17 protein-coding genes and 2 pseudogenes are annotated in these 16247 nt (G+C 53.4%); 15 read left to right on the top strand and 4 right to left on the bottom strand.

The window, feature by feature from the left end:
- The 10 genes and pseudogenes from ACTUHY_RS11845 to ACTUHY_RS11800 form a co-directional block, all read left to right on the top strand.
- Positions 1-399: pseudogene (locus ACTUHY_RS11845) on the top strand (hypothetical protein); the annotation flags it as partial.
- 28 nt (positions 400-427) lie between these two features.
- Positions 428-1369: a radical SAM protein gene (locus ACTUHY_RS11840; protein ID WP_442827857.1), complete on the top strand. Its 942-nt coding sequence runs from the start codon at positions 428-430 to the stop codon at positions 1367-1369.
- 666 nt (positions 1370-2035) lie between these two features.
- Positions 2036-2335 carry a hypothetical protein gene (locus ACTUHY_RS11835; RefSeq protein ID WP_278673970.1) on the top strand — a complete coding sequence of 100 codons (300 nt, stop codon included), beginning with the start codon at positions 2036-2038 and terminating at the stop codon, positions 2333-2335.
- Positions 2320-2637, top strand: coding sequence for a hypothetical protein (locus ACTUHY_RS11830; protein ID WP_278673971.1), 318 nt, complete (start codon positions 2320-2322; stop codon positions 2635-2637). Before ACTUHY_RS11835 ends, ACTUHY_RS11830 begins: the two co-directional genes overlap by 16 nt.
- Positions 2634-3185: an N-acetylmuramoyl-L-alanine amidase family protein gene (locus ACTUHY_RS11825; protein WP_278673972.1), complete on the top strand. Its 552-nt coding sequence runs from the start codon at positions 2634-2636 to the stop codon at positions 3183-3185. Before ACTUHY_RS11830 ends, ACTUHY_RS11825 begins: the two co-directional genes overlap by 4 nt.
- Positions 3186-3402: 217 nt before the next feature.
- Positions 3403-3735 carry a peptidase M24 gene (locus tag ACTUHY_RS11820; RefSeq protein ID WP_442827856.1) on the top strand — a complete coding sequence of 111 codons (333 nt, stop codon included), beginning with the start codon at positions 3403-3405 and terminating at the stop codon, positions 3733-3735.
- Between the two features lie 116 nt (positions 3736-3851).
- Positions 3852-4055, top strand: a complete 204-nt coding sequence (locus tag ACTUHY_RS11815) for an excisionase (protein WP_416182001.1) — start codon at positions 3852-3854, stop codon at positions 4053-4055.
- A gap of 64 nt (positions 4056-4119) precedes the next feature.
- The gene (locus tag ACTUHY_RS11810; RefSeq protein WP_441094210.1) at positions 4120-5415 is read left to right on the top strand and encodes a tyrosine-type recombinase/integrase; all 1296 of its coding nucleotides are present in this window, start codon (positions 4120-4122) and stop codon (positions 5413-5415) included.
- A gap of 216 nt (positions 5416-5631) precedes the next feature.
- A complete protein-coding gene (locus ACTUHY_RS11805; protein WP_329777600.1) occupies positions 5632-6135 on the top strand; it encodes a hypothetical protein in 504 nt (167 codons plus the stop codon).
- Positions 6136-6175: 40 nt separating this feature from the next.
- Positions 6176-6691, top strand: a complete 516-nt coding sequence (locus ACTUHY_RS11800) for a hypothetical protein (protein WP_329777601.1) — start codon at positions 6176-6178, stop codon at positions 6689-6691.
- A gap of 43 nt (positions 6692-6734) precedes the next feature.
- On the opposite strand, the gene ACTUHY_RS11795 is transcribed toward ACTUHY_RS11800, so the two are convergent.
- On the bottom strand, positions 6735-6863 hold the full coding sequence (locus ACTUHY_RS11795; RefSeq protein WP_442827855.1) for a hypothetical protein: 129 nt from the start codon (positions 6861-6863) through the stop codon (positions 6735-6737).
- Positions 6864-7094: 231 nt separating this feature from the next.
- On the opposite strand from ACTUHY_RS11795, the gene ACTUHY_RS11790 reads away from it, so the two are divergent.
- On the top strand, positions 7095-7583 hold the full coding sequence (locus ACTUHY_RS11790) for a low molecular weight protein-tyrosine-phosphatase (protein ID WP_442827854.1): 489 nt from the start codon (positions 7095-7097) through the stop codon (positions 7581-7583).
- A gap of 138 nt (positions 7584-7721) precedes the next feature.
- On the opposite strand, the gene ACTUHY_RS11785 is transcribed toward ACTUHY_RS11790, so the two are convergent.
- The 3 genes from ACTUHY_RS11785 to ACTUHY_RS11775 form a co-directional block, all read right to left on the bottom strand.
- Positions 7722-8402, bottom strand: coding sequence for a DUF2249 domain-containing protein (locus ACTUHY_RS11785; RefSeq protein ID WP_442827853.1), 681 nt, complete (start codon positions 8400-8402; stop codon positions 7722-7724).
- 373 nt (positions 8403-8775) lie between these two features.
- On the bottom strand, positions 8776-10023 hold the full coding sequence (locus ACTUHY_RS11780) for a chloride channel protein (protein ID WP_442827852.1): 1248 nt from the start codon (positions 10021-10023) through the stop codon (positions 8776-8778).
- Positions 10024-10121: 98 nt separating this feature from the next.
- Positions 10122-11315, bottom strand: coding sequence for an anaerobic nitric oxide reductase flavorubredoxin (locus tag ACTUHY_RS11775; RefSeq protein ID WP_442827851.1), 1194 nt, complete (start codon positions 11313-11315; stop codon positions 10122-10124).
- A 245-nt stretch (positions 11316-11560) separates the two neighbouring features.
- Here ACTUHY_RS11775 and ACTUHY_RS11770 point away from each other — a divergent pair, with 245 nt between their 5' ends.
- The 4 genes and pseudogenes from ACTUHY_RS11770 to ACTUHY_RS11755 all read left to right on the top strand — a co-directional run.
- Positions 11561-12424, top strand: coding sequence for a pyridoxamine kinase (locus tag ACTUHY_RS11770; protein WP_442827850.1), 864 nt, complete (start codon positions 11561-11563; stop codon positions 12422-12424).
- A 127-nt stretch (positions 12425-12551) separates the two neighbouring features.
- Positions 12552-14144: a TerB N-terminal domain-containing protein gene (locus ACTUHY_RS11765; protein ID WP_442827849.1), complete on the top strand. Its 1593-nt coding sequence runs from the start codon at positions 12552-12554 to the stop codon at positions 14142-14144.
- Complete coding sequence (locus tag ACTUHY_RS11760) at positions 14141-15460, top strand: ATP-binding protein (protein ID WP_442827848.1); 1320 nt, start codon at positions 14141-14143, stop codon at positions 15458-15460. The genes ACTUHY_RS11765 and ACTUHY_RS11760 overlap by 4 nt, the downstream gene beginning before the upstream one ends.
- Positions 15461-15472: 12 nt before the next feature.
- A pseudogene (locus ACTUHY_RS11755) lies at positions 15473-16126 on the top strand (DEAD/DEAH box helicase); the annotation flags it as partial.
- Positions 16127-16247: the final 121 nt, after the last annotated feature.

The following is a 16247-nucleotide window of genomic DNA, read 5'->3' as shown; positions in this document are numbered from 1 at the left end:
GACTTGATCCTGGGGGATCATCCCAGGATGAAACTCTGGGACAGCTACAGCCTTTCCGCTGGGGACCGGGAACTGATGGCCAACCGGAAAGGATACCTGATTGATGGAGATCCGGAAGAACCCTTCATCCCGGAAGGTGATAAGGATTATATCGATTTTACCATCCAAAAGTACAAGGGGAATTTCTCTACAAAGGAGAAGTTGACCAGGGATATTGACGATGAAGAAGTCTTTGTGGAAGCGTCTGCCGGCCTTGTGAATAACAGGCGGGTAAGATTGGTGAAGGGAACAGGCACTTTCCGTTTGTATCCCTTTGGGTACGAAGGCCCGGTGAAAATCAAGTTGGGCCGGAAGTGGTACGAAGTGTGGAACGACTACCTGGTGTTTGTTGGAAAGTAGGATGACTATGCAGAAAAATAGGCTAGATTTGTCGACCAAGGTTCAACTTACCCTTTACTTGGGCAGCCAGTGTAATCTCCACTGTGCCTATTGCCACCGGGAGGCCTCGGACGGGGAAGGGGGAATTTCGGAAGAATTCCTGGCGGAACTAAAAGAGAATCCTCCTGGATCCATCAAGTTCATGGGAGGGGAACCTTTGCTTTACATGAAAGAGGTCCGAAAGGTGGTGGGGGCTGTACCAACGGCCAAGTTTTCAGTCAGTACCAACGGCATCGGCATCGAAAAGCACCTGGACTACTTCCGGGAACACCATTTCCAGATTTGCATCAGCTACGATGGAGCAGAAAAGGACCTGCGGGGCTATGATCCCTTTACTGCTCTTTTGGAGTATCCGGATCTGGCGGTTTCCACTACCCTGTACCACGGGAATACGGATATGGGAGCCATCATGGAGCGCTTTCGGGAGAAAGAGAAGGTCATCGGACGGCCCCTTTCCTTCTTTCCCCATCTCATGCATGTGACTAGTGAAGCCAATCAGCCCTATGCCCTGACCCAGGAAGACTATGATTCTCTCCTGGAGCAGTACAAGAAATATGTGGGACTTTACCTATCCCGGCTCCGGAGATTCGGTATCCGGGACAAACGGTATGATGGCCTCTACCAAACCCTGGAGCGGCGACGGGAAGTCCATTACACTTTTGGGGAGACTTACTGCAGCAACCGGCACATCCAGAAGGTGGATGCCCGAGGGCAGGCTTATCCTTGCTTGTATATCCGGAAAGAGAAACTGAGAAAGGATTGGCTGAAGGAACAGCAGGCTCTCATTGATTCCGTCAGTCCTGGCTGTCGCCAGTGTTCCGTCTACGGTATGTGCGGCGGGGCCTGTATTGTCAGCCAGGAACATGAAATGGAGTGCCGATTCTACAAGGCCCTCTATACCTGGTTCCAAAAGGAAGTGACCCGACAATGAACTCGATTTATATCTTCCCTGAGGCCATCCATACGGAAGATACCATTTCTCTGGATCTGGAAGAAAATGGATTGCGCTTTTTCTGTAATAACAAACGAGTGGTTATTGATCTTGCTGCATTGCGGAGCGGGTCCTCCACGGTGATTCTGAAAAATCCCATCACTGGGACCGTCTATCCGCTGTTTAACTTCCGGGAAATCCTCCAGGTGATGGATCTGGGGCCCCAGGAGCTGCTCCAGACCCTTCGCATCAACGGCTATGTGCAGATCGACAAGTCCGGGAAGGATACCTTCATCAAAGTGTTTCTGCCCAATGGGCAACCTGAATTAAAGAGTCGGACTCATGACTTTTCCCGGTTTCCCCATGTGGCCATGGCCGATCTCCATAAGCTGGACCGGGCTTTCAGTTGGTCCGCGCATACGGGGAAGGTCCAAATCCATTATGGCCGGATTGAGGGATCCCTTGTGTTTGACCGCTCAACCTTTTGGAAGGAGCCGGTTTATGTGAGCCATGCCGGACAGAGCCAGGAGCTGACCGAGGGGAAAACTGGTTTTCCTTCGTTTGGAGTCCTTCGGAAGATGTGTACTGTGGGCCTCAATGTGGACGGTACAAAGGGCGGGCACTCCATATTTCAGGTTTCCAGCGGTAAAAGAAAGGAGGGGCAACATGGATTTTATCAGCTACACTTTTGTGAACGCCGTGATCAGTGCCCTGGCCGTATTCGGGTGCTGGCTCATCCTGCGTCCTCAAAAGATTGAGAATCGGGCGCTCCACAAGAGTATCGACAATAATACCAAGGCCCTGGAGGACCTGACCGGTCTGATCAACGAAATGCGAGTGGCCCAGGCAAGTGTGGAGACGAACATTACCAATCTCTGGCACCGGTACAAAGATCTGAAGGGAGAAGTAGACAGAATTCATGACCACAATCGGGATATGGGGAATTCGCCATGTTCGAAAAAGTAAGAGGGTGGCTCAAGAAGAGCCTTGGGACTGTAAAGAAGCGCCTGAACCAGTTCCAGCAGCCCATCAAATGGATCGTCATAGGGTATCTTGTGACGGTCTTTTTGTTTGTAGTTTCCTATTACGGATTCTGGATGTATCTGGCCGTGATGGGAAAAATCCAGCTGCCAGACCTATTGGCAATGATACGGGAACTAGTGGGGCCTGCCATGGTAGGCTTTGTCACCTTCATTGCAGGCTGTTTCGTGGATCTTGATGGAAATGGAGTCCCGGATCATTTTGAAAAGGAGAAGGATAAGACATGAAAATTTTTATTAATCCTGGGCATATGCCCGGTGTGGACAGTGGGGCCGTCAATAAAACTTATGGAGTCACCGAAGCGGATATCGTAAAAGAAATCGGAGCCGGAGTCCAGCAGTACCTGAACCGGGTGGGCTATGACTGTATGCTGGTCCAGTCCGACAATCTTTGCGGGGAATCTCCCAACTATACCAATATTTGTGCCAGCGCAAATGGGTGGAAGGCAGATCTCTTTCTTTCCATCCACTGCAATGCGGCCGCGGAAGAAGCCCAGGGGACGGAAACTCTGGTGTACAGCAGGGACAGCGAAGGAGCCTGCGCCCTGGCAGAATGCATCCAGAACCAGATTGTCCAGAGCCTGAGCACCGTGGACCGGGGTGTGAAGGAACGGCCGGGGCTGGCGGTGCTTCGGGAAACGGATATGCCGGCGGTTCTTGTGGAAACGGCGTTCATCACCAACGAAGAGGATGTGCAGCTCCTGATGAATCAGAAGGACGGATTTGCCCGTGCCATTGCCCGCGGGGTGACGGATTATGTGGCCCGGAAAGGATGAGAGACCATGGACATGTGGCGGATCAGCGATGAATTTCTCTTAGGCTATCTTTTGGGCATCTTGACCGGGGTGCTCCTGTTCACCTTGGTCATCTGAAGAAAGAGGGTGGGGATGATTGAGAAAAAGCGTCTGGGTCTTGCTGCTTTGTTTGTTATTCTCCTTTCCGCAGGTGTCCTGGGCCTCTACGTATACCATAACAGAAGAGGAACTGACCCAGTTGGAGCAGAATATCAGCGAGCTGCAGACCATCAACAACAGATTACAGAAGGAATCCAAGCAGCAGATGAAACGCATGGAGACCTTGGAAGCGCAATTGACCGCAGCACAGACCGAATTGCAGAAAGCCAGGGAACAGTCCGAACGGCTCGGGAGTCAATTGAAAGAACTGGAGAGGACCTCGATCAGGCAGGAAGAATCCTTGCGGATTGCCAACGAATCCTTAGCCGCATACGAGAAAGAAACCAATAGAACACAGAAACGGCTGAAGGCACAGCGGAATTTGGCTTATGGAATAGGTACGGTTTTGCTGGTGGCTTTGGTGCGGAAATGAATAGAGCCATGGTGGGAAAAATCCTGCCATGGCTTTTTTTTCGTGCAAAAAGTACTTATTCCCCCTTTCCTGTCCTGTTACCAGTAGAAACAGACAGAACAGGAGGTTTGAAAACTATGGAAAGTAAAGAGATTCCCTTTAACCAGCGGTATGCCCTGACCGTGAAGGAGGCCAGGCAGTATTTCCACATTGGGGAAAAGCGGCTGCGGCGGATTGCGGCGGAACACCCTGGGGCGAAGTTTTTGGTCTGGAATGGACGAAGAGTGCTGATCATCCGGGAGGAGTTTGAAAAGTTTCTCCGCCAGACATCCTGTATTTAAGTTGACTTATTTGACATTTGGAGTGATGAATTAGGATGCCAAACAAGGAGAAGGGGGAAAAACAATGAAAAAAATCCATATGCGGGGCCGTGTGCGCCGGGATAAGAAAAGAAGGATCTTACGGGCGGGAGAGTCCGTGCGGATCGATGGAAAGTATCAGTTCAAATATATGGTGAACGGGCGGCCGAAATTCCTGTACAGCTGGAAGCTGGAGCCTACGGATCCCTTGCCACCGGGACGGAAACCCTGCCGTTCTCTCCGGGAGATGGAAGACAGCCTGGAAGTGAAACTGGTGATCTGCCCCAATGCCCATTCGGATTCCATGACCGTCCTGGAGCTGGTCCAGCGGTACCTGATGCTGAAAAAGGGCGTCAAACCCAATACCCTGAGCAACTACAAGTTCATAGTCAATGCCCTGAAGAAGGACCCGTTTTCCCAGAAGGCCATTGGGAAGGTGAAAATGTCCGATGCCAAATTATGGCTGATCAAAATGCAGTCGGAAGGGAAAGGGTACAGTACCATCCACAGTATCCGGGGCGTGGTACGTCCGGCCTTTCAAATGGCCGTGGATGATGAGATCCTCTGGAGGAATCCTTTCAACTTCGAAATGAAGGATGTGCTGATCAACGACAGCGTACGGCGGGAGGCTCTTTCCAAACGGGACATGCGGATTTTCCTGGAATTCATCCGGAAGGACGAATACTTCAAGAGGTACTACGAAGGAATCTACATCCTGTTCCATACCGGGCTGCGGATCTCAGAATTCTGCGGGCTGACGGTGAACGACATTGACCTGGAAAAGCGGACCATCAACGTGGACAAGCAGCTCCAGAAATCCAACAGTAAATATTACATCCTGTCCACCAAAACCAAGGCCGGGGCCCGGCTGTTGCCCATGACGGACGAAGTGTACCGGTGCTTTGTGACCGTCCTCCGGCAGCGGAGGCCGCCAAAGGTGGAACCCATCATCGACGGAGTGGGGCAGTTTCTTTTTTATGATAACAGGGGCTTTCCCATGGTGGCCCAGCACTGGCAGAAGTATTTTCAGCATATCCTGAAGAAATACAACAGCACCTACAAGTACCAGCTGCCGAAGATCACCCCTCACGTGTGCCGCCACACCTACTGCACCAACATGGCTCTGTCCGGGGTGAGCGCCAAGACTCTCCAGTACCTGATGGGTCACAGCGACATCGGCATCACCCTGAATGTGTACACCCACATCAAGTTCAACGATGCCCAGAAGGAAGTGGAAGTGATCCAGGCCCGGCAGCAGAAGGAGATGGAAAGCGTAAGGGAAGAACTGGAAAAGGTGGGCGAGATCCAGCCGAAGGTGATCCGGTTTCCGAATAAGGCGTAGAAACTGGGAAGGCAGTTGGCCTTTGCCGGAAAAAAGAGAAGACCCGCAGTCTTGTGATTGCGGGTCTTTTCTGTGGTGTTTTTGGGATAGGTCGTTTGGTATAATGGGCATAGAGAAAGAAAAAAACGGTTGATGGGGGTCTGAAACATGAGCATAAACCGAAGTCATAAACATGGACTGTGCGTTGACACAATGTGGGAGGATTTGAAGCCCCAGGTGAATCAGGTGATCCAAAAATATTTTGCAGAACATAATCTTTCAGTAGAAAAGCTGAAAAAATGTAGGATAAGTGAAGATTATGAAATGCGAGGGTACCAGGCACCTGCTTCTCCTTATAATGTGCCAACCAAGGATTACGGTAAAAATGTGATGGATGATTCAGTTGTACCGCCAATTGTTTTGCTTCTGCGTAAAAAGGGTGACAGGCTGGAAGTCGAGCCTACAAGATATACAAGACCATTTCTAACCAAGGAATCAGATTACTTTCTTGTAACGGTTGATTTTCTAAAATACCGGATCAATTCTTTAATCCAGCACGTCGTTTTTGATTATAAGGGAATTCCCTGCGGGGTGGATCCCCTTTCTCATCATGAGTTCGATGTATGGTATGGCGACAAAGCGGAAACAATGACCAGCATAGATGACGTTATGAACAAGCCGTTCTTTGATGGAAAGAGTCTTACTGAAATTGCTTCTGAAATAGAAAATGTGGAATTCTAGATGGTTGTGCTGTTTTTAAAGATGCGGTAGGTGCAGAATCATGACAAGTTCTGACGAAATAGATAAAAAATCATCTAAGGATGAAGAAGTCCTGGCGAAAATCAATTCTGAACTTCAAAATATGGATCGAATTTATATAATGGCTTCTGAACCGCTTGAAGGGCGCTCCATTGAGGAAATGCAGGAATTAGCAGAGAAGACAACAGATACGGAAACGCTGGCGAACCTCTATGCGGCCGTTTGTAATGAATTTTTCTGGATAGAAGATAACGAATATGATTTTCCCCAGGGAACACCGGAATATGCAGAAGCGATTCAAATAACCGATCAATGGGGAAATCTTATGGACGAACTGGAAGCACGGCTTATGCAGATTGCGGCAGAGGAAAGGCTGCTTCTGCCGGAAGAATCCGTTAGCTGGCGTCTAAATCGAATAGAACGATTTATGAAAAAATATGGCCTTGTGAATGCCGGTGGCTGGTGGGTCAAAGAAACACTGAAAAATGAAGAACTGCAGGGGCAACTGGCATTTTTGATTCCGAATCTTGGTCATTGAATTTGTGAGAGCGGCCAGGGATGGGTTTGCCTTCGGCGAACCCCTACGCCGTCTTCGTCGGGGTGACGGGGAGAAGGTTCAATTGGGTGGAACTCCGTTTTTCTCCTTCAAAGGAACCCGCTGCCGGGTTCCGTCCATCGGCCGCTGACCGCTGACAGTTGACTGCTGACAAAAGGGAATGCCGCATATTTTGTGCAGCACTCCCTTTTCTGCTATAATCAATCCCAGAAAACGCTTAGTAGTAGGAATTGCCCAAAATACTACTACTTTTACTACTTAGAGGAGAAAAGTTATGCCAGGTTATGCCATTTCTTGTCTTCCCTGAATGGACTGGCAAAATCCGGGAACCGGCATTAATTCGGCCCAATTTGGCATAGTTTGGCATAGAGAGGAGTTCGTGTCTTTGGTGAAAGTACTTTTTATTTGCCATGGCAACATCTGCCGTTCCACCATGGCGGAATTCGTTATGAAGGAGCTGGTCCGGCGAGACCATCTTGAGGATGCGTATGAAATCGCTTCGGCGGCCACCAGCCGGGAGGAAATCGGCAACGATACCCACTGGGGGACGAAGGAGCAACTGGAGCTCCACCACATTCCTTACACGCCCCGGAAAGCCCGGCAGATGACCCGGGCGGATTATGGGTACTACGATCTTTTCATTGGTTTTGACGATGAAAATGTGCGGGAGATTCGCCGGATTGCCGGGGGAGACCCGGACCGCAAGATCCATCTGCTGCTGGATTTCACCGATCATCCCCGGGAAATCGCTGACCCCTGGTATACGAGGGATTTTGTGAGCACGTACCGGGATGTGGAGCAGGGCTGTGAGGGGCTGCTTGTGCAGCAGCCCCGTCAACGGTCCAAGAAAGCCAGCAGCACTGGCTTTGAATAACGGCAAAACGAGTTTGGTGAGTCTTTGTTTTTATACTTTCAAAATCAATTTGGAAAAATTGATTTCCACTGATCGCTGATCGTTGACTGTTGGCCACTGATAGTGAAGGAGTGTTGCCCATAGCAACACCCCTTTCTGTTACATGCATCCTCCTTTTCTGTCAGACAAATGCTCCTTCAGCAGCTGGTTGATCTCGGATCTTTTTTTGCCCTGTTTTTCCATCTGTTTGATCAGCTTGTAGGCTTGGAACAGGAGGGAGGGGGCGATTTCGGAACTGAAGAAGCCGATGCCCATGTTCCAGGCCAGCTGTTCGAACACATCGTCCAGGGCCCGGGAATCTAGGCCATTGGCATAGGCCTTCAGCAGTTCCCGCATGGCCTGGCGCATCCGTCCGGCACCTACTGCATTGGCCAGGGAAAGCAGCAGCCGAATGTTGTAATCCAGGTAGCGTTTTTCGCTTTTCCAGGTCATATCCCAAAATTCCACCGCTAGTTCGCCCATTTTTTCGTCGATCATGGGATAATTGGCAATCACCGCCGGCCGTTCTGGGGCTTCTTCCGTGTTCCCTTTATTTTCGGTCCGGTAGAAATAGGCGTGGTATTCATTGTCGGCCTTTTTCTCGGTGGTATGTTCATAGCCCAGCATTTCCATCACTTCATAGAGGGGAATGGGTTCAAAGGTCTGGATCACTTCCAGCCCCTGGCCCACAGGGAGCTTGGCCGCCTGTTTTTTCAGGCCTTCCAGGAAATTCCCCGCAATGCCCCGCACGTCGACTCTTTTAAAGCTGCTGATTTTATCGTTCCATTCCAGATTTTTCATACCGATTCTCCTTCCGTTCGTTCCTGTTATCCCAGGTGATGTTACGTTCTTCGTCTTTCTGGAAACAATATAGCATGGAACAGGAAACTGGTATGTTGTTTTTACAACAAAAAAGATGGAGTATACCCTCACGGGAGGCCGGGACGGGTGTACCTCTGGCACGCCCTACCACGTCAGTGTCGGAGGGAAGGTGAAGTCGGGAGGAGCGGTTTTCATCGTATCCCCGATGAACGGGCCGGCTGTATGGCCGGCCCCTTACAGGGGTGGCGAACACAGAACCATCCGTTGTGATCGAACGACGAATCCATCGTACCTTCGTCCCAACGGTCCCTCGACAAACGCTGAACGTCCGACGCTGGACGAATCCCGCTCTTCACTCTGCCCTCTTCACTCTGCACTGCCTTCTCCCCACCCACGCCCCGGCGGCAGCGGCGGTGAGCATGGGGACTAGGGTGCGGATTGGGAAGCACAGGAGCATGATGGCGGTGGAGAGCAGGGGACGCCTGGACAGGTATCCGCAGGCCGCAGCGGTGGTGGCGGTGGCAGCGAAAAGGGCTCCGGCTCCGGTAACGGCTGCCAGCCCATACCCCAGGGACACGGCGCTGTACACAATGGGGAAGATGCTGCCCCCTTTCCAGCCGAAGGCCAGGCACAGGGCCGTTGTCAGCAGCTTGGTGACGGCGGTGAGAAAGAGCAGGGTCACCGGCAGCTGCTGCCAGGCGGCAGTCAGGGGAAGCAGACGGCCCCCGCCGCTGAACAGGTTATCCAGGTTCCAGAGCCCCAGCAGGGAGACAAAGGCCCCGGCCGTGAGACAGGACAGTATCCGGTTCCTGGCCAGGGAATGGGCCAGGGCATTGGCGCCTTTGGCAAACAGTTGATACAATTTTCCCAAGAGGATACCGCCGGCCGCAAAAAGGGGCATCCACTTCCATTCCGCCAGGCCCGCCCAACGACGCCACATCAGCTGGGGCAGTCCATGGCCTGGCCTGGCGGCAGAATGCAGCAGAAGAAGGGCCAGTACACCGCCCAGGACCCCAGCCCTATAGATGAGGACCTTCACCCGGTGCTGCTGTTTCGGATCAGGGAAAATCGGGGGAGGGGTTCCGGCAGGAGGACCTGCAGGGAAGGGGGCAAAGAATACAGCGAGGCCAGGCTGGCTGCCCAGCTGCACAAGCGCACGGACCTGGAAGACGATTTGGCGGATCCGATCCCTTACAGCGAAACACAGGGAGGTGATGATCCCTGTCAGCCCGGCTTCCGGGCCCAATGAACCTCCGGCAAAAAGAGGCAGCAGCACGGCGGTGAAAATGGCGGGCAGCCGGTGATAATCGTAGGTGCCGTCCCGTTTCACTTTGGCTATGACTTCGGCCATGGTGTCCGGGAGTATCCCAAATTTTTGCTGGAACAGACCCATGGCCAGCCCGCCGGTAAGACACAGGAACGGGATGTACCAGGAACCCGCTCCCAGGTGCTGGGGAAGGGTTTCCCAGAAAAATCCCATGCCCATTCCCAGGATCTTGAGGAAGGCCCAGACCAGGGCACCTCCTGCAGCTCCCAGCAAGAACACAGATAGGGCCAGGAAACCGGCCAATTTGTCTTTTTGGAACCTTGATAGATTCACAGCGGAAGCCTCCTTATACATACTTTACTTATAATTATAAAGCAAGCTCCACGGACAGAAAAGGGGGTGCTGCACGCTGTGGGCAGCACCCCCTTTTCTCACTTCAACGCTTCTGCAAATTCTTCCCCATACTTCCGGCATAGTTCCTGGCTGGCCTGGTCCGGGGCCCACTGGCACCGGAGCCCTTCGTTGACCACCTGGAACCCGGCCCCGCTGAGGAGCTCCGTAATCTGTTTCACGGCTTCCCCGCTCCAGCCGTAGCTGCCGAAGGCGGCGACTTTTTTATTCTTGAACTTCAGGCCCCGGATCATCTCCATGATGCCTCCGATGGAATACAGGAACCCGTAGTTGATGGTGGGGGAGCCCACCAGGATGGCTTTGGATTTGAACACTTCCGTCACGATGTCGTTTTTGTCATCCACCGCAGAGTTGTAGATCTTCACCGTCAGGGTGGGGTCCGCCTGCATCAAGCCTTCGGCGATGCATTCCGCCATCCGCCGGGTGGAATTCCACATGGTGTCGTAAATCAGGGTCACCTGGTTTTCTTGGTAATTCTGGGCCCATTCCTGATAGGCTTTGACGATCTGCAGCGGATCATCCCGCCAGATCACCCCGTGGCTGGGACAGATCATTGTCACCGGTACATCCATCTTGAGGATTTCGGCGATCTTCCGGATGACCATGGGGCTGTACAGGTTCAGGATGTTGGCGTAATACTTCATGGCTTCCCGGTACAGTTCGGCCTTGTCCACCGCATCATTGAACAGGGTTTCGCTGGCGTAATGCTGGCCGAAGCCGTCGTTGCTGAACAGGATGTTCTCTCCGGTCATATAGGTGAACATGGTGTCCGGCCAGTGGAGCATGGGGGCTTCGATGAACACCAGCTGGCTGCCCCCCAGGTCCAGGGTGTCCCCGGTCTTCACAGTGACGAAGTTCCAGTCCTGGTGGTACAGACCCCGGAGGATGGCTTCCCCTTTTTGGGTGCAGTAGATGGGGGTATCGGGGATTTCTCGCATGAGAGCCGGCAGGGCACCGCTGTGGTCGTTTTCATTGTGGTTCATCACGATATAATCAATGGCCTTCAGGTCGATCTCCTGTTTCAGGTTGGCCACAAATTCCTCATCAAAGGGCTTCCAGACCGTGTCCATTAGCACCGTTTTTTGATCCCCCCGGATCAGATAGGAATTATAGGAGGACCCTTTTTCCGTGGAGTATTCATGGCCATGGAACTCTGTCAGTTCCCAGTCGATTTTCCCAACCCAGGTGACTTTATCCGTAATTTTCTTTCCCATGTGAAACCTCTCCTTTGGCAGCAGCCTGTTTTTTCTATGGTTCAAGTATACCGTGGATAAGCGGGAAAATCCGTTGTCAGTACAACAATTGGGAGAGCAGTGACCAGCCGAGGGAGAATATGCGTTCAAAGAGTGTTGCGTGTGCAGCACTTTCCCTAGCATCTCTGGCCCATATGGGGTACAATACAAGTAATGCTGACCATTTGCCCGTGTCCAATTTTCTGCATCTGAAAGGTGGTATTTCCATGAAAATCAAACGTGTATTGGCCATCCATGACCTTTGTTCTTTTGGGCGCTGTTCCTTGACGGCGGCCATACCTGTGCTGTCCGCCATGGGGCACCAGGTCTGCCCGTTCCCTACGGCTCTGTACAGTAACAACCTGACCTACGGGAAGTTCGTTTCCCGGGATCTGACGGACCTGATGGCTCCATACCGGGACCAGTGGAAGGCCCTGGGGATTTCTTTCGATGCAGTGTACAGCGGGTTCCTGGCAGGACCGGATCAGGCGGCCCAGGTGATGGACGCCATTGAAGAATTTGCCGGGGAAGATCGTATCGCGGTGGTGGATCCGGCCATGGGGGATGACGGGAAGCTGTATCCGGTATTCGACGGAACCATGGTGGAAGCCATGAAGGAACTGGTGAGCCATGCTACCTTGATCACCCCCAATTATACGGAAGCCTGCCTCTTGACGGATATGCCCTGGAAGGAAGGAGCGCCTACGGATGACGAATTGGAAGCTCTCTGCGACAAGCTGCTGGCACTGGGACCCAAGCAGGTGGTGATCACCAGTGTACCCTGCGACGAGGGACATTTGAAGATTGTCAGCTCGGAACCCAGCCAGCTGTTCCCGGAAGCCTATGAAGTGAAGAAGCTGCCTTTTGCCACCTGCGGGACTGGGGATGTGTTCACCAGCACTCTGCTGGGCTATGTGCTCAACGGCCGGGATCTGAACCGGTGCGTCCAGGAAGCAGCGGACTATGTCAGTTACGTGATCGACACCACGATCAAAGCAGGCACCGATCCCAAAGAAGGGGTGGTGCTGGAAGGGTGCTTGTGGAAGCTGCTGTTCCCTCAGTCTAAGAACTGCACCACTTGTATGGCGTAAGGCGGCAGGGAGCAGGGGGCTGTTGCGCTTGCAACAGTCCCCTCTTTCGGGTTATAATGAAAGATAGTGAAAAAATGTTTGCTTTTGGTGGAATCCTACGGCCGTTGGGAGAAAGGGGGCGAGGAGGATGGAGTTCGTGAAAAAGACACCGGCGGAAAAAGAAGAAGCTTTCCGGCTGCTCCAGAAGCTGTATGCTTCTGAACCTATCAAACCCCGTGCCCCCAAAAAATCCCTGCCGGGACCGCTCCAAGAGATCCGGGCCATGGAAAAGGACGAAACGAACCGGTATGAAACGACTCCGGAACTGTTCGTCCGCCAGGGGAAGGCCACGGCCGATTACGAAGACGATACGGTATACGACCTGCCGGTGCTCCATTATTATCCTACCTATCGGGCGCTCACGGATCAGGAGCTGCGGGGATATTTCGGCTGGCGGACCCGCCTCCGGCATCAGGAACTGGAACGGACTTCCCTGACCTATGCCTTCCTATATATCTACGAGCTGCTGAACCAGATCGGGGTGAAGGATCCCCAGGACGGCTATGAGAAACTGAAGGCTTTCGGGGAAGCCTATGGCCAGTTGGATGACCGGATCCTGCCGTATCTTTACCAATGGCTCCGGGATTATGTGCTGTATTACCAGCTGGATCCGCAGCTACTGCCGGAAACCAAGCGGACCCGACAGGATGCGGCTTATCTGGTGCTGGATGGCTACAAAAAGGCATCGGATCAGGAATTGTTCGAGGCCTTGGATCTCTTTTCCACCTACCGTCTCTCCCGGTCCAAGCTGTATAAACAGCATCCGGATGACACTGTACGCCTGCTGGGCCGGATCTACCGGATGATCCAGGCCTACTGGGAATCCCACCGGAAGAAGTCTTTCCTTCGTGAACATGTGGGGGGACCGTCCTACGAATGGCTGGACCTTTTTGCCAATGCGGTATTCCTGCGTCAAGAAGATGGACGGGAATTCAAGGTGCAGGTGAATCCCCTCTGTATTTATCATGCCCGGAAAGGGAACTGGACCCTCCGGCACTATAATTACGCCGCCCCACAGCTCCGGAAACTGGGCAAACTGATGAAGACCTTGGATGGCCTGATCCGGGATGAACTGGATTTTCCTCAGCCCCTCCAGCAGCCCCTTTCCTATAAATGGCTGGCTAAATTGGTCCACCAGGCCGTGGAGGAAGACCGGCAGGAACAGCAGGAAGCAGAGAAACGGAAAGTAGTGTTCCACCTGGACCGGCTGGATACGATTCGTCAAGAGGCAGCCCTGACCCGGGAAAAGCTGATGACAGAAGAGGAACGGAGGGAGGAGGCCCTGCCTTCTTTGGAGGAAGGACCGGATGCTCCGCTTTGGGGAAAGGCTCCGGATCTGCCGGCCACCTCGCTGAAAGGGGCTGCTTCCAGGCAGGCTTCCGGGGAGCCCCCTTCCGGGCAGGCAGGACAGGGTCCAGCTGTAGGGCAAGGGCCCGCTGATCCGGCCCAGACAGACCGGCCCTGGGGCTTGACAGAAGACGAATATCACTATCTTCAGGACCTGCTTTACGGGGGAGATACTTCCTGGGCTCCGGCCAAAGGCCTGATGCTTTCTCTTTTGGCGGACGGCATCAATGAAAAATGTTATGGAGAATTCGGGGATACGGTCCTGGAAGCCGGGGACCCGCCCTCTGTCATAGAAGATTATCTGGAAGATCTGAAAGGAACGATAGCACCATGACCTTGAAAATACCTAAGCGGATCGCCCGCACCCTGATCAGTTCCCTGAAGGGGGGCGTGGTACCCCGGATCGGGCTGCCTTACATCACGGTAGGACGGAAGAATGAAATCGACGCCTTGCTCCATGATGTGGAAGTGATCGCCGAGGGGGGAGCCTCCTTCCGGTTCATCGTGGGCCGGTACGGCAGCGGGAAAAGCTTCCTGCTCCAGACCATCCGAAATTATGTGATGGAAAAAGATTTTGTGGTGGTGGATGCGGATCTTTCCCCAGAACGGCGGCTCCAGGGCACCAAGGGGCAGGGGCTGGCGACTTATCGGGAACTGGTCCGGAACATGGCCACCAAGACCCGGCCGGAAGGGGGCGCCCTGCCTCTGATCCTGGATCGGTGGATCAGCCAGGTCCAGCAGCAGGCCATGGCAGAGAGCGGCCTCCCTCTCACTGACGGTCGACTGGATGGATTGGTGGAACAGAAAATCGGGCAAGTGATCCACTCCCTGAACGAAATGGTCCACGGCTTCGACTTCGCCCGGCTGCTGACCCTCTACTACCGGTCCTACCGCCAAGGGGACGAAGCCGCCAAGGCCAAAGTCATCCAATGGTTCCGGGGGGAATTCCATACCAAGACGGAAGCCCGGCAGGAGCTGGGGGTGAATATCATCATCTCCGATGAAGAATGGTACGAATACCTGAAAATCTTCGCCCTGTTCCTGAAGCAGGCCGGGTATGCTGGGCTCCTGGTGTGCATCGATGAACTGGTGAACATCTACAAGATCCCTCACGCCATCACCCGGCAGTACAACTACGAAAAGATCCTCACCATGTACAACGATACCCTACAGGGGAAGGCCCACTACCTGGGCATCATCATGGGAGGCACCCCTCAGTGCATGGAAGATCCCCGGCGGGGGGTGTACAGCTATGAAGCGCTCCGCTCCCGGCTGGCGGAAGGCCATTTTGCTGGGGACCATAAGGACCTGCTGGCTCCGGTGATCCGGCTCCAGCCCCTGACCAGCGATGAAATGCTGGTGCTGGTGGAAAAACTGGCAGAGATCCACGGGGTGCTCTACGGGTATGCTCCCAAAGTGTCCCAGGAGGACCTGGTGGCCTTCGTCCGCATCGAATTCCAACGGATCGGGGCGGATTCCCACATCACCCCCCGGGAAGTGATCCGGGATTTCATCGAGGTGCTGGATATCCTGTACCAGCATCCGGAGCTGAAGGTGGCGGAACTGCTCCAGTCCGACAGTTTCCAATATGCGAAAAATGCCGTAGAAGGAGAAGAGACGGCGCCTGAATTTGCGGAATTCACCGTATAAAGGAAGGAAACCATGAGTATCTTCGACCGGTATACACCATTTGTCCAGGATTTCATCTACAGCCAGGGGTGGTCGGAACTGCGGCCCATCCAGGTGGCAGCCGGGGATGTGCTGTTGAATACGGACCAGAATCTCTTGCTTACAGCTTCCACTGCGTCGGGCAAGACGGAAGCGGCTTTCTTTCCCATCCTGTCCCTATTTGCCCAGGACCCCCCAAAAAGTGTGGGCTGCATCTATATCGGTCCTCTGAAGGCTCTGATCAATGACCAGTTCCTGCGGCTCCAGCCCCTGTGCGAAGAGGGGGGCATCCCGGTATGGCACTGGCACGGGGATGTATCCCAGTCCCATAAGGCCAAACTGTTGAAACACCCTTCCGGGATCCTCCAGATCACTCCGGAATCCCTGGAAGCCCTGCTGCTCCACAAGCATATGGCCATTCCCTGTCTCTTTGGGGACCTGCGGTTCGTGGTCATCGACGAAGTCCATTCCCTGCTCCGAGGAGACCGGGGCGGGCAGACCCTGTGCCTGATCCAGCGGCTGTCTCGGCTAGCTGGGGTGAATCCCCGGCGGATCGGTCTTTCCGCCACTTTGGGGGATCCGGAAAAGGTAGGAGCTTTTCTCAGCCTGGGGACGGGACGGAAGACGTTGATTCCCCAGGTGAATGCTCATGTACGGTAAGGAAGCAAGCAACCGAAAACAAGAGATAGACCGCCAGCACTACACTATTCCGAACCAAAGACCAAAAGATAAGCATTGTGGGAAAATCTAAACTTTTGGATTTTCCTAC

Origin of the sequence: Acidaminococcus nyctereutis (genome assembly GCF_052216985.1) — a bacterium.
Taxonomy (GTDB): domain Bacteria; phylum Bacillota; class Negativicutes; order Acidaminococcales; family Acidaminococcaceae; genus Acidaminococcus; species Acidaminococcus fermentans_A.
This window is presented reverse-complemented; position numbering and strand designations above follow the sequence as displayed.